Source organism: Caballeronia eucalypticola (assembly GCF_047608185.1).
Lineage (GTDB): Bacteria > Pseudomonadota > Gammaproteobacteria > Burkholderiales > Burkholderiaceae > Caballeronia.
This window is the reverse complement of sequence record NZ_JBLKRU010000001.1, coordinates 221029-243912: the sequence shown is the minus strand read 5'-3', so window position 1 is coordinate 243912 and position 22884 is coordinate 221029. Positions and strand designations below refer to the sequence as shown.

The window sequence follows — 22884 nt, the reverse complement described above, 5'->3', positions numbered from 1 at the left end:
TCCATGCCGGCGTTTCGTTTTGAGGCAATCGATCAGGCGGGCAAGTCGCAGAAAGGCGTACTCGATGCCGACAGCGCCCGTGCCGCGCGCAGCCAACTGAGGACGCAGGGGCTGACGCCGCTCGTGGTCGAAGCGGCGGCTACTCGCACGCGGGGCGAGCGCAAACAGCGGTTATCGCTGGGAAAACGCTTGTCGCAACGCGAGCAGGCCATTCTCACGCGGCAGATCGCCAGCTTACTGACAGCGGGTTTGCCGCTGGGCGAGACGCTGTCGGTGCTGACCGATCAATCGGAGCGCGATTACGTTCGCGAGCTGATGGCCGCGATCCGCGGCGAAGTGCTCGGCGGCCATTCGTTCGCCAATGCGCTGGCGGAACATCCGCGTGATTTCCCCGAAATTTATCGCGCGCTGGTGGCGGCCGGGGAACATACCGGCAAGCTTGGACTGGTGCTGTCGCGGCTCGCGGATTACATCGAGCAACGCAATGCGCTGAAGCAGAAGATCGTGCTCGCGTTCACCTATCCGGCGATCGTCACGCTGATTGCCTTCGGGATCGTCACGTTCCTGCTGAGCTACGTGGTCCCGCAAGTCGTGAACGTGTTCGCCAGCACGAAGCAGGCGCTGCCGTTCCTCACCATCGCGATGATGGCGCTCTCCGGCTTCGTGCGGAACTGGTGGTGGGCGGGGTTGATCGGCGTGGCGTTGCTGAGCTGGATCATCAAGAGTCTCCTCGCGCGGCCCGGGCCGCGCATGGCGTTCGACCGATGGCTGCTCACCGCGCCGCTGCTCGGCAAACTCGTGCGCGGGTATAACACCGTGCGTTTTGCCAGCACGCTCGCGATCCTGACCGCAGCCGGCGTGCCGATCTTGCGCGCGCTGCAAGCCGCGGGCGAAACGCTGAGCAACCGCGCGATGAGCGCGAACGTCGACGACGCGATCATCCGGGTGCGCGAAGGCACGTCGCTGTCGCGCGCGCTCGGTAACACGCGGACGTTTCCGCCCGTGCTGGTGCACTTGATCCGCTCGGGCGAAGCGACCGGCGACGTCACCACCATGCTCGACCGCGCCTCCGAAGGCGAAGCGCGCGAACTTGAACGCCGCACGATGTTTCTCACGAGCCTGCTGGAACCGCTGCTGATCCTGGCGATGGGCGGCGTCGTACTGGTGATCGTGCTGGCGGTGATGCTGCCGATCATCGAATTGAATAATCTGGTGCAGTGAAGAAGCCCATCCCATGAATGCATTCCAGACCCGCCTGCTATCGCTTATCGCGCTCGCCATTTTTTGCGCGACGCTGACGTGGTGGGTGATCACGCTGACGACTCACCAAAGCGCGCCGTTGCCGGCGGCGGCGGCAGGGCGCGCGCCATCGGTGGAACAGGCGGCTACCTTGTTCGGCGGGCAGTTGCAGCATCAGGAAAACCAGGACGTGCACCTGTTCGGGATCCTCGCGCTGCAACACGGCGCGGCGGCGATCGTCAGCTACGGCGGCGAACCGGCGAAAGCGATCTCGCTGGGCGGGCCGCTGACGCAGGGCGTGACGATCAAGGAAGTGCGCGCGCGTTCGATCATCATCGACAGAGGCGGCAAGCGCTCGGAAATCTTCCTGCCGCCAAATGCGCCCGGCCCAACCATTTATGTGCGCTGAATGTGCGCTGAAGCCGTTCGAGATCAAGCCAATCGGACGAGGCGCCGCTTACGAAATGAAACCTGCCAGGCCGGAGCTATAGAATGCTTGCCTGCCCTTCGCGACCGTTGATTGTTCAGACGAATAGTCCATGGTCCAGATCAGGGCGGCGGATGGGCATCGAACATCGTTTCGGGCCTGAGGGCTTTACGAATCAATTGGAAAGGAAGATCAAGTCATGCAAATGTGGATGAAGCGCCGCTATGAGCTGCAAATGGCGCAAGGTACTCAGCAGTCGCGTCGCCAGCGCGGCTTTACGCTGATCGAAATCATGGTCGTGATCGCGATTCTCGGCATTCTCGCCGCGTTGATCGTGCCGAAGATCATGAGCCGACCGGACGAAGCGCGTCGCGTGGCGGCGAAGGCGGATATTGGCTCGATCATGCAGTCGTTGAATCTTTATCGACTCGATAACGGCCGTTACCCGACCCAGGAGCAGGGGCTGCGTGCGCTGGTCGAAAAGCCGACCACCGAACCGATCCCGAACAACTGGAAAGGCGGCGGTTATATGGATCGCGTTCCAATGGATCCCTGGGGCAAGGAATATCAGTACCTGAACCCGGGTGTGCATGGCGAGGTGGACGTATTCAGCTACGGCGCCGACAGCAAACCAGGCGGCGAGGGTAATGACTCCGATATCGGCTCGTGGCAATAGGCTTTTTGAGCCTCTCCTTGCCGCTCTTTAACAGAAGCTAATCGACGTGAACATGCAGCACAAGCCGGACTGTTCAGCACCCGATGCCGAGGCGGCGCGTCGCGCGAAGGTGCGGCCGCAGGCCGGTTTTACGCTGCTGGAAATGCTGGTGGTGCTGGTGATCGCGGGATTGCTGGTGGGACTGGCGTCGGTGAAGCTCACGCGCAATCCGCGCACGGACCTGAATGAGGAAGCGCAGCGTCTTGCGCTCCTGTTCGAATCCGCGGGCGACGAAGCGCAGGTGCGGGCACGGCCTATCGCTTGGCAGCCGCTCGACGGCGGTTTTCGCTTCGATATGCGCACGGAAGACGGCTGGCGGCCGTTACGCGACGACCTGCTGCGCCCGCGCCGCTGGGAAGGCGGCGTGACGGGCGTAACCATCCAGTATGTGGGTTCGGATCAATCGGCGGCGCGGGTGGTGTTCGGCACTGAAGCTATCGATACCCCGATGGAAGTGACGCTCATCTCGGCATCGGGGAGCGTGTCGATCGTGGGAACGGGCAACGGCCGTTATCAGGTGCGCTGATGTCGACTCCGTCAAAGCCAAGGTCAACGCGTGGTTTCACCATGATCGAAGTGCTCGTCGCGCTGGCGATCATTGCGGTGGCGCTGGCGGCGTCGCTGCGCGCCGTGGGCGCGCTTGCCAACGGCGAGTTGGATTTGCATCGGCGGCTGCTGGCCGGGTGGAGCGCCGATAACGAACTCGCACAATTGCGTCTTACGCATAAGTGGCCGGACATTGGAACGCGCACGTTCGATTGCTCGCAGGGCAATCTCAAGCTGATTTGTACCGACCGCGTGTCGCCCACGCCGAATCCAATTTTCCGGCGCGTGGAAGTCGTCGTGGAGTCGCCGGGAATCTCCGGCAACCTCGCGCAAATGGTCATGGTGGTGGCGAATGAAACCAATCGTTCGCTCTAGGCGCAGCGGTCGTGGCCATCGTGGCGCTCACGGCTTTACGCTGATCGAGATGCTGGTCGCTATCGCGATCCTCGCGGTGATCGCGGTGCTCTCGTGGCGTGGCCTCGACCAGATCATGCGCGGCCGCACGACCATCACGAACGCGATGGAAGATGAACGCGTGGTGGCGCAATTGTTCGACCAGATGCGCATCGACGCCCGCCAGGCCGCCACCGACGACGAAGCCGGCGAGGCCGCGGTCGCTATCGGCGGGAATGCGCTGCAGATTGTTCGCGGCGTCTACACACAAGGCGTGGCGCCGCGCTTGCAGGTCGTGCGCTACCGCTTGACCGAAAGCGGCCGCGTGGTCCGTTTTGCATCGCCGCTGGTCGCAAATGTGGGTGACCTGCGGCGGGCGTTATCGGCGTCGGACAATTCGGATGGGTGGACCTCGATCCCGCTGATGGGCGGCGTCTCGACCTTCGCCACGCGCGCCTATGTGCCCCAAACCGGCTGGACGATGCGCATGGGCGACGTGGCTGCGCGAATCACGCAGAACGATAACAACCTGAAAGTGCCGCAGCTCGGCAACGAGCCGTTGCCGCGCGCAGTGACGGGTATTCAGGTCGCGGTCGGCGCGCGCAATCTGGCGCTGCCGATCACGCGCGTGTTCCTGATCGGAGAATGACCATGCATTCTTCATCGGCTCAGGCGAAACGGCTCAGGCCAGCGACGCCTTCCAGGCATTTGCGGCAGCAGCGTCAGCGCGGCGTGGCGATCATCAGCGCCCTGCTGGTCGTGGCGCTGTCGGCGATCATCGTGTCGGGCTTGTTGTGGCGCCAGCAAGTGCAGGTCCGCCGTATCGAGAACCAGCGGCTGCTCGCGCAGGCACAGTGGATTTCGCGCAGCGCGCTCGACTGGACCCGGCTGATCCTGCGTTCCGAAGCCGATTCCGCGCCGAATGTCACCTATCTCGGCGGCGTGTGGGGCGTGCCGATCGCTAAAACGCGGCTGTCGGACTTTCTCGGACAGATTGGCGATGTCCGGGCGCAGCAGGGCGCGTCCACTTATCTGTCGGGATCGATTGAGGACGCGCAGGCCAAGTTCAACCTGCGCAACCTGGTTTCCACGCCCACGCCGGGCTTGCTGATCATCAATGTGCAGGAGATCGCGTCGTTCCAGCGGCTGCTGACGCTGCTCGGGCTCGATGCGTCGCTGGCGAAAAACGTCGCCCTGCGGATTCGCTCAGGATTGGCGCAATCGGCGACGCGGTTCCAGACGCAATCGACAACCGCGGCCGCGAACAGCACACCGTCCTCCACGCTGGCCGCGATCGCGCAGGGTGGCGGAACGGGCGGCGGCAATTTCACCGACGACCCCGGCCTCGCCGATGCCGACAGCAACGCGCCAGTCGCGCCGCTCCAGATGATCGACGTGGAGTCGCTGCTCGATATTCCCGGTTTTTCGCCGGAAGCCGTGGAGAAATTGCGGCCGTTCGTGACGGTGCTGCCAACCACGACATCGGTGAACATGAATACCGCGTCGGCCGAAGTGATTGCCGCGACGGTGCCCGGCATGTCGGTGTCGCAGGCGCAGGCGTTTGTCGCGCGCCGCGAGACCGTGTTTTTCCACGATGTCAGCAATGTGGATCTCGCGCTGACCGGCGCGGGTGCGCAAACGACGAACATCGACCCGAATCAGATGGACGTCACCACGAAATATTTCCTGATCCACGGCCGCGTGCAGCACGAGCGGTCGGAAGTCGACCGGACGACCTTGCTGTATCGCGATCCGGCGACGCATTCCACGCGTATCGTCTATGTACGCGACCAGCTTTGATGCGTTTTTAATGCGTACCGATCTCGTAGTACGCGCAGTACAGTAAATAACTTTCGATACAGAACACTAGAGAGCGGCCTTGAGCACATTGATCGTCCTACTGCCGCCGCGCGACCCGGCGGTGCGCTCCGAAGAGTGGAATTTGCCGGAGCTGCCGTTTCTGCTGCTCGACAAGCGCAATGTCACGCAGCGGTCCGGCCGTTCCGCGCTGTCGCTGCTGCCGCGCGCGAGCGCGACGGTGCTGATTGTCGCTGCGCGCGACCTGTTGCTGACGGCGGCGCAAATGCCGCCGCTGAAAGGGCCGCGTTTGCGCCAGGCCTTGCCGAACGTGGTCGAGGACCAGCTGATCCAGGATCCGCAGACGTGCCATATCGCCGTCGATCCGGTCGCGCTCGCGAGCGGCCGGCGCGTGCTGGCGGTGATCGACCGCGGCTGGTTCCGCTTCGTGCTCGAGGCGTTTGCGAACGCGGGTCATCGGAACGTGAAGGCCGTGCCGGCCATGCGCTGCCTGCCGCTGCACGAAAGCGTCGCCGATACCCCGAATCCGTTCGTCGCGGGCATCCTGGGTGACGTGGTGGCAACGGCCCCGGCTTTGCTCGGCGGCGATACCCTCCGGCCAGCCGAAAGCGCGACGACGCGCGTCGAGATCGCCATTGCGCGCGGCGAACACGCGGCGCTGGGCGAAGGCCTTGCAATTCCCGCCGACGCCGTGACATCCACGCTTACCGCACTCGCGGGCGCACAGCCGGCAACGCTGTACAGCCTGCGCGACGTTCCTGGCTCCGAGCCACGGATGGCGTCGACGCGGCCCGCGTTTCCCGGCGCTCAGCCGCTGACGTTCGAAACCCTTGCACGCAACGCGCTCGCGAACCACTTCGACTTGTGCCAGTTCGAGTTCGCCGCGCAGCCGTGGCGGCTCGACCGCGCGACCATGCGGCGCCTGAGACTGCCGGTGGCGCTGCTGGCCGGCGCGCTGGTGATATCGATGATCGGTATCAACATCCAGTGGCTGCAGCTCGCCCGGCAACGCGACGCGATCAACGCGCAGATGACCGAAACGCTCCTCAACACGTTCCCGAAAACCACGGTCGTACTCGACGCACCCGACCAGATGTCGCGTCAGCTCGACCGCTTGCGGCTGGTTTCCGGGCAACTGTCGCCGTCCGATTTCCTTTCTCTCGCCGATGCCCTCGCCCGTGCGCTCGGCCCGATCCCGGTGAACGGGATCGCAGGGCTGGATTACCACGACCGGCGGCTGGAAGTGACTTTCAAGCCGGAAACCAAGGTCGATCCGGGCTTGCAAAGACGGTTGGAGGCGAACGGACTGGCTGGTGGTATCGACAGTAATTCCGGCAAGTGGACCGTCAGGAGCGCCCAATGAAACAAGCCATCATCGACACATGGGGCGAGTTCTGGAACGCACGCACCCAGCGTGAAAAAACCATCCTGATGTGGGGTGGCCTCGTGGCGGCCATCGCCGTGGTTTATCTCGTCCTGTGGGCGCCTGCCTACGAAGGCCGCGCGCGGCTTCGCAACTCGCTGCCCGCCATGCAGCTCCAGCTCGCGCAGATGACCGCGCAAGCGAACGAGGCGCGCTCGCTTGCGGGCGGCGGCCAGGGCGTCACCCCGACCGGCCCCGCGTTGCGCGACGCGCTGTCAAAGTCCCTCACCGATAACAACATGCCCCCCGCCCAAGTCCAGGTGGTCGCCGCGGGCGTGCAGATCCAGTTGAAGAACGCATCGTTCCCGGAATGGACGGTGTGGCTCGACAGCGTCAGGAAGCAGTTCAAGGTGCAAGTCAGCGAGGCGCACATCACGGCGCTCAAACCCGACGGCCAGGTGGATCTGACGGCATCGCTGCAACCGGCCCAGGCGCCATGAACTACGGCATGCGGCGGCTTCTCGCGGCTTGGCCGTGGTTCGTGGTGGCGGGAATATCGGTGGTCGTGACGCTGGCCGTCATGCTGCCGGCCGCCTGGATCGTGCCGCAATTCGCGAAGTCGACGGACGGCCACGTCAATCTCGTCGATCCGGCCGGTTCGCTCTGGAAGGGTTCGGCCACGCTGATGCTGGCAACAGGCGGCGGCGCGGGCGCTGCCGACGGCGCGACGCTGCTGCCGGGACGGATCGAGTGGCACACGGCTTTCTGGCCCTTGTTCACCGGCCACGTGCGCATGGAGATGCGCCAGACGCAATCCATGCCGGACTCGGTTTTCGTCGATGCCAGCCTGTCCAGTTCGACGGTTTCCCCGGGCGCGATTGCCGTGCCGGCGAGCCTGCTCGCGGGTCTGGGCGCGCCGTTCAACACGCTCAACATGGAAGGCAATGTACGGCTGACGTGGACCGAATGGCGGATCTTGGGGCAGAACACGTACGGGCAGGTGATCGTGACGCTCGCCGACATGGCGTCCAGCGTGTCGCGCGTGAAGCCGTTGGGGTCCTATCGAGTGGTGTTTCAGGCGGAAGGCCAGGCCGGGACGATCAACCTGACGACGACGTCGCCGGGGCCGTTATTGTTGAGCGGGCAAGGGACGGTATCGAAGACATCGAGCGCGTTCAACGGCGTGGCAACGGCCACACCGGAGGCCCGGGAAAACCTGGCGGGATTGTTGAACCTGCTCGGACGGCATACCGGACCGGATACCGTCGAGCTGACCTTCGTTCGATAACGCGAGGCGCTGCAGTTTTCAGTTCAGGGCCTTACTCTTTGGCCGTATCGCCGTTCGCGACCGCAACAGTCGACGAGCCCCGCGCGGGACTCACCGCAGCGCTCGACCCCTTCACTGCGACGCCGCTCGCCGGGGCCGGAACTGCTGCTTCAGGCGCCGCTGCGCTGCCGGTTTCGTGATCCATTTGCGCGCTATCCCAGCCGCCGCCGAGCGCCTTGATCAATCCTACCGACGACACCATCCGCTGCCCGGCGATATTCGCCAGCTTCTGCTCGGCGGTGAACGCCGTGGTCTGCGCGGTGAGCACGTTGATAAACCCGACCGTGCCCGACTTGTACTGATTGGTCACAATCGCCAGCGCCTGCTGCGCCGACGCCACCGCTTGCTGCTGGATACCGATCTCGTTCGCCAGAATTCTCTGCGATGCCAGGTTGTCCTCGACGTCCTGGAAGGCGGTCAGTACAGCTTGCCGGTACGTCGCCACCGCCGAGTCATATGACGCGCGCGCCGCTTCGGTCTGGGCGGCCCGCAAGCCGCCATCGAAAATAGTGGCGGCGAGATCCGGCCCGAGCGTCCAGAACCGCGACGGCGCGCTCAGCAATTGCGAGAATATCGAGCTTTGAAAACCGCCCGTTGCCGACAACGTCAACGTCGGGAAAAACGCCGCAATGGCCACGCCGATCTGCTCGTTCGCCTGCGCCGCCTTGCGCTCGGCCGATGCAATATCGGGCCGCCGTTCGAGGATGGCAGACGGCAGTTGCAGCGGCACGTCGGGCGGCGTGGCGTCCAGCGGCGATGGCGCGAGAGCAAACGTTGACGCCGGTTCGCCGACCAGCACGGCGATCGCGTGTTCGTATTGCGCCCGCGCGACGCCGTTATCAATGGCCGACGCTTGTGCCGATTGCAACTGCGTCTGCGCCTGGATCACGTCCGAACGGGCGGCCGTGCCTTGCGCATACTGGTTCTGCGTGAGTTGCAGCGTGCGCTGGTAGGCGGCGACGGTATCGTCGAGGAGCTTTTGCTGCGTGTCGAGCGAACGCAACTGGAAGTACGTTTGCGCGAGCGTACCCTGCGCCGAGAGGCGTGCGTTGGCGAGATCGGCTGCGGCGCTTTGCTCACCGGCGCGCTGCGCGCCGACCGTCCGGCTGACGGTGCCCCACAAATCCGGTTCCCACGACGCATCGAGGGAAAGATCGTAGCTATTGGTGATTCCGCGGCCAGTCGACACCGTGCTGGTCGAGCGGCTCGAGGAACCTGCCCGCGAGCCCGACGCCGATAACCCCAGCGTAGGGAAATACGCCGCGCGCGCTTCCGAGACCAGCGCCCGCGATTGCCGATAAGCCGCCGCGAATTGCGCGATAGTCTGGTTCGACGCGTTCAGTCGCGTTTCGAGGTCGTTCAGCTGCGGGTCGTTATAAATCGCCCACCAGTTTCCACGATCCACCCGGTCGGAAGGCTGCGCGACTTTCCAGCCTTCCGGCGCTTCTTTATACGATGCAGGAACGGCGGTATCGGGGCGTTGGTAGTTCGGACCGACGGCACAACCGGCGATGGTCAGTGCCAATGCGAGGACGATTGCGGACTTGGCGGGAAAAACGGGTATTCGGGTGAACGGCATCTGCTCTGGATTCCTGTCGGAGGGCGCGGGTGCTTCAGCACAATGCGGTGCGAAGCGTTTCGTGCGACCGGTCCGGAATGGTAACTGAACGCCCGTGTAGGGCGGGCGTCGGGCAGGCGTTAGGGTAACGGTTTGAAAGGAAGCTGGGTGTTACGCGCCGTGCGGAATCGGTTACGGGTGATTACGCAACGGTTACGCGGCACGCGGGCCTCTCACCCGGTGCTGCGCGAGTTGCGTAAAGACCTGCCAGGAACGGCGACGGGAATATCAGGCGTCGCAATGTTTGGGACGACAGAGCAGCGGAGTCTTCGCGGCGGGAGTCGATTGCTCTGGTTTGCGCGAGCGGCGATTTTCGAACCACGCGGCGCCCAATACGACAAATGATCCACCCGGCAGCAAGAAGACGATCACGTATAGCGCCAACTTCCATGTACTCAAGTTGGGCGGCAGGACGTGCACCAGGGCGGCGGATATTGAATGGCCGAAGCGTCGGCCGAGGAGGAGGGTGTTTTGGGCAGCGCGGTTCATCGGGTAAATCCATTTACGCATCGAATGGGTCGATGCTTTTATTCGGTCAGAACATGGTCTCGGGTGGCGCCGCAGCGCGTAACTCGTTGCTTAGAATAATATTGACTATGCAATCGATTTTCAAGATGCGTTCCTTAGCAAATTTTTGCAGTGTTGTTTTTCAGTCGCGAGAGTCGGACTTGCGTTGCATGAGTACCGTTTGGTCGGCGAATTAAGCGCGTCATTCCGGTTTGGGGACTTTCACCGCTGCCGTTTTGCGTACCGTGTCCAGCAGTGCTTCGTTGGATCGTTCGGGGCGTCTGAGCGTCGTGCGAATTCCGTTAGTCGGAGCTGTCGAGGTTGGTAATTGCGGCTTTTAGCCCGTTAGAACAGGGGCTTTTTGTGAACGGTCGGCTTCGAACGGGAAACCGGCGTGCATTGGAAAGTCCACGTTCCGTCCGAAGTCGTATGTGCAACATAGAGCTGAGGGGACGTGAGGCAATGAATGTGTTCAACGCCAATCCGGACACTTCCAGCTCAGTAGATCAACCGATGTTTTACGCTTAGCGGAGCCGCCGGAAGCGCGTCGGATATCGAAAAGACACGGCATTACCTCTGCGGATTAAAACAATGCCTATGCAAGGGTTTTAGCTATCGAACCGATAGTAACGAGTCTGTCGATGCACTAATTAGTATGTAGCCGCCACATTTGCGCCGTTGATGGCCAAATCAGCCGATCGCAAAAAAAAAAGGCCGCGCCTCCTGACGAGAGCGCGGCCTTCGCAATCAATAATCGATAAAACCCTATTGCGGCGTCAGATCCTGACCAGATTGCCCCGGCTGATTTTGAAGCGTAGGCGGCATCGGTTGCACGGGCAGGTTTTGCGGCATCGGCCGCGTCGGCGGGGCGGGAGCAACCGGAGGCAAAGCGTTGCCGGTCGCCGTCGCGCCTCCCGGCGTGCCCATCTGCGATGGGCCGCCGCGTACGAACTGCTTGAAGTCCGCGCCGGCCTTCCACGGATTCGGTTCGCAACCGAGCATGTTGTCGCAATGAGCAGCGAAACCGATCGTCGCCGTGCCTTCGTTGCTCGGCGTCTTCGTGATCTGGTACGCGAGCGCGCGTTTGCCGCCAGACGGGCCGGCGGTCTGGATGATCGAATCCGTCACGGTCTGCAGCTTGTACTCGGAATGGTTACTGACCCAAACCTGCGCGCGTGCCCACCACGCGTCACATTCGGCCTTATTCGTACACGTGAGCGGCGCGGTGGCTTGCTCCATGGTTTCGCCGGCTACCTGGCCGGTTGTCGAGCAGCCGGCCAGCAGGGCGATTGCCGCCGCTACCGTACTCGTCGCCGCGGTCTTGGCGAAGCTTGCGTTCCCCAACAGGTTTTTTCTCATTGTTCTTCCTCTCCTTGATATGTGTCCAGGCCGGCCGATTAACCCGGCCAGCTGCTGATCGGTCCGATTCAGCTGATACGTCGCTATTTTCAGACCTGACCCGCACGCGAGCGTTTCCACGCGTTGCGCACTGTTGCAAAACAAGTAAGGGTTGCCGCTGCTGAGGCCGTGCGGCGAGGAAAAACCTGCTGGATTGATGGGCGTCGGTTTTTAACCCGGCGCCCAGCCGCTTCAAACGCTAATGCGATTCAGCGTGTAAGCACGATAAGCACCGACGAAGGCATCGAAGGAACCCACTTCTTCACGTTCGATTCTTGCCTGATCGTCCAGTGACTTTGTAGCAAGCGCCGCCATTTCGCGCTCGGCTTCAGCGCTGAGCGGACGGCCACGGAAATAATCGGCGTGCTTCGCGCTCAGTTCCAGGGCGAATTCGTTGAAGCTTTGATGCTTCTCGCGCATGGTCTCGAGCACGCGGGCGGACGGTGTCAGCGAGACATCGGCCAGTCGCGCGCGCTGGGCCTTCAAGGCAGTCATGTGTTCATCGATACCATGCAGCGCGTCGAGCGCCTGCGCGACCGGTTCGATGTTATCGAGCAACGAATCAGCCCAGCCTTGCATCGGAACTTCGCGCCCATCGCGTGCCAGCGTCAGGCCGGGCTTGCGCCCCTCCTTCGTGATGCGCGCGAAGTTTTCGTTGGCTTCTTCGTTGGCGGCGCGCGGCAAAAGCGGGCTGTCTTCGATCGCGCAATACAGCAGATACGCGTCCATGAACCGCGTGGTCTCGAGCGAAATCCCGGTCGGCTGGAACGGGTCGATATCGAGACAACGCACTTCGATGTATTGCACGCCACGCGACGACAACGCGTGCAACGGCCGCTCGCCAGGTTGCGTGATGCGCTTCGGCCGGATGGTCGAGTAGAACTCGTTTTCGATCTGCAACACGTTCGTGTTGATCTGTACCCACTCGCCGTCACGCTGCGTGCCCATGGCTTCATACGCCGGATACGGCTCGCTGACCGCTTTCGCGAGCACGTCGAGGTAACCGTCGAGCGTGTCGTAGCTCGGCAGCAGCGCGGATTGCGCGGGGTTGTTCGTGTAGCCGAGATCGCTCATCCGCAGGCTGGTGGCGTACGGCAGATAACGCGTGGCGGCGTCGAACGTCTCCAGCGTATTCGGCCGGCCGCGCAGGAACTGCTCGTTGAGCGCCGGCGATGCGCCGAACAAATACATCAGCAGCCAGCTTGTCCGCCTAAAATTCCGGATCAGCGCGAAATATCGTTCGGACTGGAAATCGACGAGCGGCACGGCGCTGCGGTTATCGAGCGCGGCCCACGTGCGCCACACGTCTTCATGCAGCGAATAGTTATAGTGAATCCCGGCAATACATTGCATGGTCCGGCCGTATCGCAACGACAAACCGCGCCGGTACACGTGCTTCAACATGCCAATATTCGATGTCCCATACCAGCCGATCGGGATGTCCTGATCGGCGGGAAGAACGTTGGGCATGGAGTCGTTCCAGAGCAGTTCGCTGCCCAGATGCGCGTAGGCGAAACGATGCAAGTCGTCCAGTTGCTCAAGCGTGCGCGCGACGTCGTGCTCGGCCGGCGTGATCAGTTCGATCAGCGCTTCGGAGTAGTCGGTGGTGATAAGCGGATGCGTGAGCGCGGAACCGAACGTGCGCGGATGCGGCGTGGTGGCAAGCGTCCCGTCGCGCGTCACCCGCAGGCTTTCCTTCTCGATGCCGCGCAGCCCCTGGCGCAACGCAGCGCCTTGCGGGCCGCTGGTCAGCGCGGATAAGCGGCGCTGGAAGGCGCTGTCGGACGGAGATGAGAAATTCGTATTTGCCATTGCTGCGACGGTTGCGTGTCTGGCGCCGAACAGAATGCGCCGAACCAGATTTTTGGGTAGCGGGCACTTTAACATCTCAGTGTAAGACGTGCTTGAACCCTTATCGGATAAGGGTTTGCGCGAATTCGAGCGGTTTGACGCGTGGTTTGGGGCCGGTTCGCCGCGGCAGGTTTAAATAGACGATGCGGGGTTGGCGATTTGGCTGCGTAAGCAGCAGTGAGCGCGGTGGGTTTCAGGATCGGCTTCGGGCCAATGTAACGATGCCGCGCGTCATCCGCCTTTCGCCGATCCCGCCCGGTCGGCAATCTCGTTCCACACATGCAGAGCAGCATACGCGCGATACGGACGCCACGCCTCGGCACGGGCGCGCAACGTGGCCGCTTTCGCCATCGACGGATCGCGTGCAACCAACGCCTGCATCAGGATCAGGTCGGTGCCGGGCCACGCGTCGGCATCGCGAAGGGCGCGCATCGCGACATATTCCACTGTCCACGGCCCGATACCGGGCATAGCCAACAACGCTGCCCTCAATTCGGTGCGGTCCGCGGTCGGATCGTCCAGGGGCAGCGCGCCTGCCGCGACCTCGCGGGCGAAACCCTGCAGCGCGGCCACGCGTTTGCCGGGCATGCCGATCTTCTCGAGATCGACCGCGGCCAGCGCGGCGGGCGTGGGAAAACGCCAGGCCGTGCCGGCGTGCGGGTGATCGGTAAGCGGCGTACCGGCGCGTTCCACGAGCCTTCCCACAATAGTCGATGCCGCTTTCACGCTGACCTGTTGACCAACGATCGCGCGCACGACCAGCTCGAAGCCCGACCACGCGCCGGGTACGCGCAAGCCCGGCACGGCTCGCGTCAGCGGCGCGAACCACGGGTCTTTGGCGAGATGCGCAGCGATGGCGGGCGCGTCGGCCTGGAGATCGAACATGCGCGTCAGATGCTCGCCGATCGCTTTCGCATGGCGGCGCGCGGCGCCTTCGAGCGTCGCGACGAGACACGGTTTGCTGGCGTGTTGTGTCACGCTGAGCGTGCCTGAATCACCGAGCCACTCAATAGCCCGCCGATACGAACCGTCCTCCACCGCTTCGACGCCAAGCGTCGCGCGTCCCGCGAAAAATCGCAGGACGCGCGGCCAATCGTAGGGTTCAACGTAGGGAAGCTGGAGGCGAGTCGGTTCGGTTTGTGGCAATTTAGGCGCGTTCGAAAGCAAGGAGGATCGGGCAACGAGGATGCTGATCGGCATCGTATCGTTTAACGTAATTGTGATGCCACAAACCCGCAGCGCGCCATCAACCCAGATCCTCCGCGCCAACGGTTTCAAGCGGCGCAGTTTCCCGATGTTCCTTTTCCGCCGATAACAACGCGACCTTGCGCGCCGTGCCCCATCGATACCCCGCGAGCGCGCCGTCCTTATGCACCACGCGATGACACGGGATCGCGAGCGCCACCGGGTTCGACGCGCACGCATTCGCCACCGCACGCACCGCGCGCGGCGATCCAAGCGTTTCGGCGATATCCGTATAACTGCGCGTCTGCCCGTACGGAATCCTCTGCAACGCGTCCCACACGCGCTGCTGAAAAGCCGTTGCGCTGATATCGAGCGGCAGCTCGAAGTGCTCACGCGTGCCACGCAGATACGCATCAATCTGCACGATAAACGGTGCGAGCCGCGCCTCGTCCTTGATCCGTTCCGCGTCCGACAACTCTTGAGCGAGTTCAGCTTCGAGCGCGGCGGGGATATCGCCGAAAGCGATCTTGCAGATGCCCTTGGCCGTTGCGGCGACCAGCACGATCCCGAGCGCCGTTTGCGCCGTCGCGAAATGCACGACCAACCCTGCTCCTTTGCGTCGATACGTCGACGGCGTCATCCCCAGCTCGGCGGGCGCCGCTTCGTACATACGCGATGTCGAACCGAAGCCGGCGTCGTGCATCGCGCGCGTCACGTCGTCGCCACGCTGGAGCGCGCCGCGCAATGTATCCGCGCGGCGGGCGGCCTGGTATTGCCGCGGCGACACGCCAACCACGCGTGAAAACAGCCGCTGCAAATGAAATGCGCTGACATGCACGGCGCGGCTCAATTCCGCGAGCGTCACGCGTTGCTGCGGGTCGGCGTCGAGCACCTTGCACGCCCGCTCCACGATCGCCAATTCGCGCGACAGGCTGCCCGGCTGACACCGCTTGCACGCCCGATAACCGGCGGCTTCGGCTTGCTTGGGGGTATCGAAGAATTCGACGTTTTCACGCTTCGGCTGCCGCGACGCGCACGATGGGCGGCAAAACACGCCGGTCGTGCGAACGGCATAGAAGAATTCGCCGTCGGCGCTTGAATCGCGGCTCAACAACGCGTTCCAACGGGTTTCATCGTTGGAAAAAGTAGCGGCACTGTGTTCGGTTTTCATCACAATCCTCGGTTTGCGAAGGGTACGTGACTACTTTAGAGGCGCACGTCTATAGGTACTCGCCGGATCTTGCTCTGTCATTACTTCCTTGAATGACGGGGATGTGCACGCATGGACAAATGACGCACAGATGCGACACATCACCACCATAGGGGTTTTTACTACGATAAGTGTTGCATCGCTCGTATCGGCTGTGTAATATCGGAACTGTCTCCTCCATGTCTCCTCCTGATATGGATTCAGCCCGCTCCGCAACGAGTGGGCTTTTTTTCGTCTGTACGCTTTGAAGCCTTGATAGCCGTGCTGTTTCGCAACACTTGCTAAACTTCAGTCTGGTTATTGCGCCAATCCATTGGTTGGCAGCACGATAAAAAACGGAGACATGCGATGCACATACCCATTCGCGAGATTGACCACGTTGTCATTCGCTGTGCGAACCTTGACGCCATGGTCGGCTTTTACAGGACGGTGCTGGGATGTCCGGTGGAGAAGGAACAACGAGAAATCGGACTTGTACAGATGCGCGCAGGACGCTCGCTGATCGACCTGCTTGCGGTGGGCGCGAAGATCGACCGGCCCGAAAGCGGCACGCCGGGCGCGGGCAACAACATGGATCACCTGTGCCTGCGCGTGGAACCGTTCGATTCCGCCGCGTTGCGCGCGCATTTGCTTGAAAACGGCGTGCGCCTGGGGGAAGAAGGGCGTCGCTACGGTGCTGAAGGTTTCGGCCCGTCGCTTTATCTCTTCGATCTGGAAGGCAATCTCGTCGAACTGAAAGGGCCGCCGGAAGCTTGATTGGCGAGCGTGCCCGGATATCCGGTCAGCGCGGTTTTCCCTTGAACACCGTCCAATCGATAGCGACCGGATCGACCGTCGCGCTTCCCAGCGACGCCTCGCCATCCTGCACCGTGCATTGAAGCCGCATAGTCCGTTCGGCCAGAGCGCCGAGCGCTGCGGCCACGCCATCGGTGAGCGACCACACGGTCACGTTCTGCATGCGTTCGACCTTCGCCTTGACGCCCTGCCACCAGATTTCCGAGGTGCGGCCGCCATACGCGATCACGATCACCCGATCCGCGCGTCCGCTCGCCTTGGCGATGCGCCGTTCTTCCGGCTGGCCGACTTCAATCCACGTTTCGATTTGTCCAGTCAGATCCTTTTGCCAGAGATCGGGTTCGTCGGTGTCGGACAGCCCTTTGGTGAATTCGAGGCGTTCGCTGGCGAATAACGCGAACGCGGCGACACGCACCATCATCCGGTCGTCGGTTTCGGACGGATGCCGGGCGATCGTCAGCGCGTGGTCGCCGTAGTAGTGCCGATCCATGTCGGCGATTTGCAACTCAGCTTTATAGATTGTGGATTTAAGGGCCATGCAACACCAGAAAGCCTGTTTAAGAGGCCGGAAAAAGGGAATTCGGAACGGATGTTTCGGGCGGAGCCGCTGCTTATCGACGCGTGATGATACCGAACGCGTTCGTTCGTTGCGGGGAAAGGTTGGTGGAGGGGATGTGTTGCGGGGGAAAGACGGGAGAGCTGGCGTGACCGATCCTGCCGGCGATTGTCCCGCAGGACACGCAACGAACCCGATGGGAGTGAATAAATTCGCTCCGTGATTTCGTCGCGATAGCAGATAAGCGGCGGTTTTTAAACCGCCGTCATCGATTTAAATCGCGATCTGCCGGTGATTAACTCATTGTTTAATGAATCGATCCGCAGTCCACAAACCTTGGGTATCGCTATTTGCAGCATTCACGAATTCAACATCATGTCCGACGACCTGCACTACACGGAAATGAGCGCCTTCCGGTGTGGGAATGCATTGAAAACCGGCGAAGAATTCCTGCATTTTCTGCTGTTCGCCTGCTTGGGCGTGCTGATCGGCGGAATCGAATTTGTCTTTCGATAAACAACCGTACGCATTAGGCATGAAACTGAACGTTTGTTGCGGCTGGACCACTTTGTCCTGAGCGTAGGTCGAGGTGATCGCGCCCAATAAGCCGATCATTACGAAACCAGCAATGGCGCGCTTTTTCATCTATAGCCTCCATGCAACTCTTTAGCGGGGATTCAGCTATGTATTCAGTGACTAGTTATTAATTTGCAGCGTTAATCCTAGATGAGAATTTGCAAGAGGCAAGCACATCTTGTGTGCGTTTGCAACACGACAGATTGTCGCAGACGCGCTTTCTTGATTAAGCGGCTTTAAGCGCGCGGCACCGTAATCAAAAACCGGATTGATGCGGCGCAAACAGAAAATACAATAAAAGATGCCCGGTTCGCTGGAACCGGGCATTAACCTCACAAGTGAGGGAGGAGACACAACAGAATTCAGGCCTGATCGCTGGTCAAAGCCCGATTAGTTCCAAGCAGAATCTGTGCCGAACGCCGAAATGGATTCAAGAAACAGCGATTCTGCGGAAGAAACTGTTTCAAGACAGGCACTTGGTACGACGCGTTTTTTGTACCTCCACGACGCGCTGTGGGCCGGGTCGTGGTTGCTGCCATTTTTTACATATTCTCTTGTCAGAGGCGAATTCCCATGGATTAATCGATGCTTCTTAAAGGAGCTTCCATGACCCTCGCTCAATGGCTGCCGTTCGCAGTCACCTCCGCCATCCTCGTTGCCATTCCTGGACCGACCGTGCTGCTGGTTGTTTCCTACGCGCTCGGCCATGGCCGCAAATACGCGCTTGCCACGACGGCCGGCGTCGCATTGGGCGACCTCACATCGATGACCGCGTCCATGCTCGGACTTGGCGTGTTGCTCGCGGCATCGGCGGAATTGTTCATCGTCTTGAAATGGGTGGGCGCGGCCTACCTTGTCTATCTGGGCATCAAGTTGTGGCGCGCCCCGGTGATGGACACCGATGCCGTCAGCGCGCCTGCCGAGTTGCGTACGAGCCGGATCGTCGCTCACGCTTACGCGGTGACCACGCTCAATCCGAAAAGCATCATTTTCTTTGTCGCGTTCGTGCCGCAATTCATCGATCCGCATGTCGCGAGCATTTCGCAGATAGCGATCATGGAGGCGACGTTTGTCGGCTTGGCGGCCGCGAATGCGTTTGGCTACGCGATGCTCGCTTCGGTCGCGCGGAAAGCGATTCGGCGGCCAGGCGTGCAACGGACGGTGAATCGAACCGGCGGCGCGCTGTTAATGGGAGCGGGAGTGTTCGCGGCGGCTTGGAAGAAGGCCGTTTGAGGTGTGGGTGGGCGTCGTCGCGACGCTCTAAACGCGTCGCCCGAACTCACAAGCCAAGCCACCCATACTGCACGGCCATGCGCCACAGTCCCGCGATAATGATCACGGCAGCGATGGTCGCCAATGCTATCTGCCTTCGACAGCGAATGGCTTGTTCGTCCTCGAGACCCTTGGGTTTGGCCATTTTGGGCTCCCTGCGTGGCTTCTCTACTGGGAATCCTACATCAAGGATCGCCATGAGCCATGCGACGCCTATTTTCCAATACAAAAGCGGCTGAAAATAACCCCCAGCAGATCATCGGAGCTGAACTCTCCGGTGATCGAATTCAACTGATCCTGTGCAAGTCGCAACTCTTCGGCGAACAAATCGAGTGCTTGCGAATTCTGCTCTGCATGGTCCGAGGCAATCGCCAGATGTTCCCGCGCCGCGCGCAGCGCAATCAAGTGCCGCTCGCGCGCCAGATAGATGCTCTCCGCGCCCGCCTGCCACCCGGCAATCTTGAGCAATTCGCTACGCAACAGCGCAATGCCATCACCCGTTTTCGCCGATAACCGCACGTCGCGCACGCCATCGCCAGCCGTTTCCGCCGATGCTTCCACGCCCGCCAGATCCGCTTTGTTCAGCACGCGCACGACCGGCACGCCCGCCGGAAAACGCGCCGAGATTGCGGCATCGTCGGCGCTCAGCGCCTCGCGCGCGTCCATGAGATGCAGGACGACATCCGCGCGGCCGATTTCCCCCCAGGTCCGCTCGATACCGATCCGCTCCACCTCGTCCTCGGTGTCGCGCAGGCCGGCGGTATCGATGACATGCAGTGGAATGCCTTCAATCTGAATAGTCTGCGTGACCTTGTCGCGCGTGGTGCCGGCAATCGGCGTGACGATGGCGAGTTCCGCGCCCGCCAACGCGTTCAGCAACGACGACTTCCCCACGTTCGGTTGCCCCGCGAGCACGACCGATAGCCCTTCGCGCAGCAGCGCGCCCTGACGAGCGTCGGCGAGCACCTTGTCGAGTAACGCACGGATGCGGGCGAGCTTGCCGCGGGCATCGGCGGCTTCCAAGAAATCGATCTCCTCCTCGGGGAAATCGAGCGTCGCTTCGACCAGCATGCGCAACGTGATCACGTCTGCCACAAGCGCCTGGATTTCGCGCGAGAAAGCGCCATCGAGTGAGCGGCCCGCCGAGCGCGCCGCGGCTTCCGTGCTTGCCTCGATCAGATCTGCTACGGCCTCGGCCTGCGCCAGGTCGAGCTTGTCGTTGAGAAATGCGCGACGGGTGAACTCGCCAGGTTCGGCCAACCGCACGCCGAAATCACGACCGGTTTCTACTGCACGTTGCAACAGCAGTTGCAGCACGATCGGACCACCGTGCCCCTGCAACTCGAGCACGTGCTCGCCGGTGTAGGAATGCGGCGCCGGAAAATACAGTGCAATCCCGCGATCGATCGCCTCACCGCGTGCATCGATAAACGGTACATAGCTCGCGTGCCGCGCATCGAGCAATTGGCCGCACAGCGCCAGCATTGCGTGTTTCGCCGCTGCCTCACCCGCTCGCCCGAACGACAGCCGGATCACGCCGATACCCCCACGCCCCGGCGCGGTGGCGATCGCGACAATCGGATCGGTATCGTTATTGGACATGGTTGTTTCCAGCGGAACGCGAATGAACGAGTGGCGGCATTGTAGCGTGGCGCCCTCGTTTCGCTGGGCCGCACGAGTCGCTAGGATGATTCTCAATTTATCTTATGTGGGATATGATCGACTTTAGGAATGGCTGTCGGCGTGCTCCGTTTCATTGCGTGAAAATGTGATCGGTATTGGGCCACGCCGATCAAGCGGTCATCGCGGCATTCCGACATTATTTTTCCTGTGCGCGCTAAAAATGAGAAAGATGCGCCATATCTAGCGTAGGCGGTTGACTCCGTCACAGCGTTTGCCTCGCACAATCGCGACCATGCCAACACCCAAAGAGAAAACCGATTTTTCGGATCGGCTCAAATTTTCGATGACACGCGCGCCCGAGAAAATGCGCGGTGCAACCGATCTCGCTTTGCATTTCAATTTGCGTTATCACGGCGAACCCGTGTCGCCGCAAACCACGCACAAGTGGCTGACCGCGCGTTCAATTCCTACTACCGACAAACTGGCGACACTCGCCGAGTGGTTCAAGGTCGAGCAGCACTGGCTTCATTACGGACCGCCGCCAACCGGGAATCCGCAAAGCGCGCCGAAGCCGATCATTCACGACGAAAAGTATCCGGCCTCGGAGGAGACGCTTGAGCTGGCGTCGAAGATCGAGGCGCTTTCGCCGCATCACCGGTATTTGCTGGAGGAGCTTATTGACCAGTTTTATGGGGCGGGCGGGAAACGATAAAGCGCATACGTAAACATTCCACAGAAACAAAAACGCCCGGCAAGCCGGGCATTTTCAATTCAACCGAAGGGTGAAAACCTAAGCCTTCGCCACCTTCTTCTGTCCCATCATGCGCGTGATGTAATACTGCTGCGCGATGGAAAGCACGTTATTCACGACGTAATACAGCACCAGTCCTGACGGGAAGAAGAAGAACATGACCGAGAACGCCAGTGGCATGAACATCATCATCTTGGCCTGAACCGGGTCTGGCGGCGTGGGATTCAACCGCGTTTGCAGAAACATGGAAACGGCCATCAGTACCGGCAAAATGTAGAACGGATCGGCTTGCGACAAGTCGTGAATCCACAAGACCCACGGCGCACCGCGCATTTCCACCGATGACAGCAACACCCAATACAACGAGATAAATACCGGAATCTGCACAACGACCGGCAGGCAGCCGCCGAACGGATTCACCTTCTCGGTTTTATAGAGCGCCATCAGCTCCGAATTCATCTTCTGCGGATCGCCCTTATAGCGTTCACGCAATTGCGTCATACGCGGCGTGATGGTCTTCATCCGTGCCATCGACTTGTAGCTTGCCGCCGACAACGGAAAGAACACGGCCTTGATCAACAGCGTGAGCAGGATGATCGACCAGCCCCAGTTGCCCACATAGCTATGAATCTTCTCGAGCAGCCAGAACAGCGGCTTGGCGATAATCGTCACCATGCCGTAGTCCTTCACGAGCTCAAGACCCGGCGCAACGCCTTCCAGCATCCGCTCTTCTTCCGGACCGGCAAAAAGCCGCGATTGCACGTCGATAGTCTGTCCCGGCGCAATGGTCTGCAACGGCTGTTGCACGCCCACGCGATACAGCGCCGGATCGATCTTCTGCACGTAGATATCGCGCTTCGCACCCTGCTGCGGAATCCACGCCGACGCAAAGTAATGCTGCACCATCGCGACCCAGCCGTTATCGGCGGAGGGCGCAAAATCTTCCTTGCCCTTGTCGATATCGCTGAACGTCATCTTCTGGAAGTGATGCTGCTCGGTATAAACAGCCGGCCCAATGAACGTATGCGAGAAGCGCGGGGTTTCCACCGGCGAATCGTCGCGCACGAGTTCCATATAGAGACGCGGCGTGACCGGCGCCGTGCCGACGTTCTGCACCTTCGTGTCCACACCGATCACATAGCTGCCGCGCGTGAACGTGTAGGTCTTGATGACCTTCACGCCACCCTTGACCGGCGACTCGAACGAGATGGACATCGTCTTGCTGTCACCCATCGTCGTCTGGCTGCCCGGTACGAGCGTGAAGACGTCGTTGTGGTTCGGGAAGTCGCCACCGAGCAGGCCCGTGCGCGCGAGATACGTGTGCGTTGCCGTGCGGTCGAAGAGCGTGATGTACAGATCCGGCTGCTTGCCGTCACCTTCCTTCACGAGCGACAGCTTCGACAGCGTGCCGCCGCGCGTATCGATCTGGCCGGAATAGACGTCCGTGGAGAAATTCACGAGTTGGTCTGCGGCGGATGCGGGTGCAGTCGAACCCGGTGCGGCCGGTGCGCCCGCTACGCCAGGCGTTGACGGCAAATCGGCGGCTTGCGTGCCCGGCGTCGTGGTTCCCGGTGCAGCGCTGCCGACCGTCTTGGTCGGGACGGCGCTCGGGAAGAACATCGACGGGCGCCCATGGTCACGTTGCCAGTTGTCGAACAGCATGACAGCCGACATGAAAAAGATGACCCATAGGACGGTACGTTTGATATCCATG

Annotated in this window: 24 protein-coding genes; 13 read left to right on the top strand and 11 right to left on the bottom strand. The window is 61.4% G+C overall.

The features are described from left to right. Window positions 1-3: 3 nt before the first annotated feature. The 10 genes from gspF to ACMX25_RS01120 all read left to right on the top strand — a co-directional run bounded on the left by gspF (window position 4) and on the right by ACMX25_RS01120 (window position 7789). Window positions 4-1221 carry a type II secretion system inner membrane protein GspF gene (gene gspF / locus ACMX25_RS01165; RefSeq protein ID WP_414947735.1) on the top strand — a complete coding sequence of 406 codons (1218 nt, stop codon included), beginning with the start codon at window positions 4-6 and terminating at the stop codon, window positions 1219-1221. Window positions 1222-1234: 13 nt separating this feature from the next. Further along, complete coding sequence (locus ACMX25_RS01160; RefSeq protein ID WP_414947734.1) at window positions 1235-1648, top strand: type II secretion system protein N; 414 nt, start codon at window positions 1235-1237, stop codon at window positions 1646-1648. A gap of 217 nt (window positions 1649-1865) precedes the next feature. Then, window positions 1866-2342 (top strand): type II secretion system major pseudopilin GspG, encoded by a 477-nt coding sequence (gene gspG / locus ACMX25_RS01155; protein WP_414947733.1) that lies wholly within the window; start codon window positions 1866-1868, stop codon window positions 2340-2342. Window positions 2343-2394: 52 nt separating this feature from the next. Beyond that, entirely contained in the window at window positions 2395-2907 is a 513-nt protein-coding gene (locus tag ACMX25_RS01150) for a GspH/FimT family pseudopilin (protein WP_414947732.1), read from the top strand. Further along, window positions 2907-3302: a type II secretion system minor pseudopilin GspI gene (gspI, locus tag ACMX25_RS01145; protein ID WP_414947731.1), complete on the top strand. Its 396-nt coding sequence runs from the start codon at window positions 2907-2909 to the stop codon at window positions 3300-3302. The genes ACMX25_RS01150 and gspI overlap by 1 nt, the downstream gene beginning before the upstream one ends. Next, window positions 3280-3969, top strand: coding sequence for a PulJ/GspJ family protein (locus tag ACMX25_RS01140; protein WP_414947730.1), 690 nt, complete (start codon window positions 3280-3282; stop codon window positions 3967-3969). Before gspI ends, ACMX25_RS01140 begins: the two co-directional genes overlap by 23 nt. Before the next feature lie 2 nt (window positions 3970-3971). After that, window positions 3972-5120, top strand: a complete 1149-nt coding sequence (gene gspK, locus ACMX25_RS01135) for a type II secretion system minor pseudopilin GspK (RefSeq protein WP_414947729.1) — start codon at window positions 3972-3974, stop codon at window positions 5118-5120. A 79-nt stretch (window positions 5121-5199) separates the two neighbouring features. Next, window positions 5200-6501: a type II secretion system protein GspL gene (gene gspL / locus ACMX25_RS01130; RefSeq protein ID WP_414947728.1), complete on the top strand. Its 1302-nt coding sequence runs from the start codon at window positions 5200-5202 to the stop codon at window positions 6499-6501. Continuing rightward, the gene (gene gspM, locus ACMX25_RS01125; RefSeq protein ID WP_414947727.1) at window positions 6498-7001 is read left to right on the top strand and encodes a type II secretion system protein GspM; all 504 of its coding nucleotides are present in this window, start codon (window positions 6498-6500) and stop codon (window positions 6999-7001) included. The genes gspL and gspM overlap by 4 nt, the downstream gene beginning before the upstream one ends. After that, entirely contained in the window at window positions 6998-7789 is a 792-nt protein-coding gene (locus ACMX25_RS01120; protein ID WP_414947726.1) for a type II secretion system protein N, read from the top strand. Before gspM ends, ACMX25_RS01120 begins: the two co-directional genes overlap by 4 nt. 31 nt (window positions 7790-7820) lie before the next feature. Here the strand turns inward: ACMX25_RS01120 and ACMX25_RS01115 are convergent, their stop codons facing one another. From ACMX25_RS01115 to ada, 6 genes are all read right to left on the bottom strand, one after another. After that, window positions 7821-9407, bottom strand: a complete 1587-nt coding sequence (locus ACMX25_RS01115; protein WP_414947725.1) for an efflux transporter outer membrane subunit — start codon at window positions 9405-9407, stop codon at window positions 7821-7823. A 267-nt stretch (window positions 9408-9674) separates the two neighbouring features. Then, entirely contained in the window at window positions 9675-9935 is a 261-nt protein-coding gene (locus tag ACMX25_RS01110) for a hypothetical protein (RefSeq protein WP_414947724.1), read from the bottom strand. Window positions 9936-10718: 783 nt separating this feature from the next. After that, a complete protein-coding gene (locus ACMX25_RS01105; RefSeq protein WP_414947723.1) occupies window positions 10719-11312 on the bottom strand; it encodes a hypothetical protein in 594 nt (197 codons plus the stop codon). A gap of 231 nt (window positions 11313-11543) precedes the next feature. Next, complete coding sequence (gene gshA, locus ACMX25_RS01100) at window positions 11544-13163, bottom strand: glutamate--cysteine ligase (RefSeq protein ID WP_414947722.1); 1620 nt, start codon at window positions 13161-13163, stop codon at window positions 11544-11546. A 270-nt stretch (window positions 13164-13433) separates the two neighbouring features. Beyond that, window positions 13434-14396: a DNA-3-methyladenine glycosylase family protein gene (locus ACMX25_RS01095; RefSeq protein ID WP_414947933.1), complete on the bottom strand. Its 963-nt coding sequence runs from the start codon at window positions 14394-14396 to the stop codon at window positions 13434-13436. A gap of 52 nt (window positions 14397-14448) precedes the next feature. Beyond that, window positions 14449-15558: a bifunctional DNA-binding transcriptional regulator/O6-methylguanine-DNA methyltransferase Ada gene (gene ada / locus ACMX25_RS01090; protein WP_414947721.1), complete on the bottom strand. Its 1110-nt coding sequence runs from the start codon at window positions 15556-15558 to the stop codon at window positions 14449-14451. A gap of 387 nt (window positions 15559-15945) precedes the next feature. On the opposite strand from ada, the gene ACMX25_RS01085 reads away from it, so the two are divergent. Further along, complete coding sequence (locus ACMX25_RS01085) at window positions 15946-16353, top strand: VOC family protein (RefSeq protein WP_414947720.1); 408 nt, start codon at window positions 15946-15948, stop codon at window positions 16351-16353. Window positions 16354-16378: 25 nt separating this feature from the next. Here the strand turns inward: ACMX25_RS01085 and ACMX25_RS01080 are convergent, their stop codons facing one another. Continuing rightward, the gene (locus tag ACMX25_RS01080; protein ID WP_031360972.1) at window positions 16379-16930 is read right to left on the bottom strand and encodes a YaeQ family protein; all 552 of its coding nucleotides are present in this window, start codon (window positions 16928-16930) and stop codon (window positions 16379-16381) included. Between the two features lie 318 nt (window positions 16931-17248). After that, a complete protein-coding gene (gene sap1 / locus ACMX25_RS01075) occupies window positions 17249-17593 on the bottom strand; it encodes a surface attachment protein Sap1 (protein ID WP_414947719.1) in 345 nt (114 codons plus the stop codon). Window positions 17594-18130: 537 nt separating this feature from the next. On the opposite strand from sap1, the gene ACMX25_RS01070 reads away from it, so the two are divergent. Next, the gene (locus tag ACMX25_RS01070; protein ID WP_414947718.1) at window positions 18131-18757 is read left to right on the top strand and encodes a LysE family translocator; all 627 of its coding nucleotides are present in this window, start codon (window positions 18131-18133) and stop codon (window positions 18755-18757) included. Window positions 18758-18803: 46 nt separating this feature from the next. Here ACMX25_RS01070 and ACMX25_RS01065 read toward each other — a convergent pair whose 3' ends face one another. Together ACMX25_RS01065 and mnmE are read right to left on the bottom strand one after the other, a co-directional pair. Then, the gene (locus ACMX25_RS01065; protein WP_414947717.1) at window positions 18804-18941 is read right to left on the bottom strand and encodes a hypothetical protein; all 138 of its coding nucleotides are present in this window, start codon (window positions 18939-18941) and stop codon (window positions 18804-18806) included. A gap of 68 nt (window positions 18942-19009) precedes the next feature. Next, window positions 19010-20398, bottom strand: a complete 1389-nt coding sequence (gene mnmE, locus ACMX25_RS01060) for a tRNA uridine-5-carboxymethylaminomethyl(34) synthesis GTPase MnmE (RefSeq protein ID WP_414947716.1) — start codon at window positions 20396-20398, stop codon at window positions 19010-19012. Window positions 20399-20711: 313 nt separating this feature from the next. Between mnmE and ACMX25_RS01055 the strand changes: the two genes are divergently transcribed. Next, complete coding sequence (locus ACMX25_RS01055) at window positions 20712-21131, top strand: transcriptional regulator (protein WP_414947715.1); 420 nt, start codon at window positions 20712-20714, stop codon at window positions 21129-21131. Window positions 21132-21209: 78 nt separating this feature from the next. Here ACMX25_RS01055 and yidC read toward each other — a convergent pair whose 3' ends face one another. After that, window positions 21210-22883: a membrane protein insertase YidC gene (gene yidC / locus ACMX25_RS01050; protein WP_414947714.1), complete on the bottom strand. Its 1674-nt coding sequence runs from the start codon at window positions 22881-22883 to the stop codon at window positions 21210-21212. Between the last annotated feature and the right edge of the window lies 1 nt (window position 22884).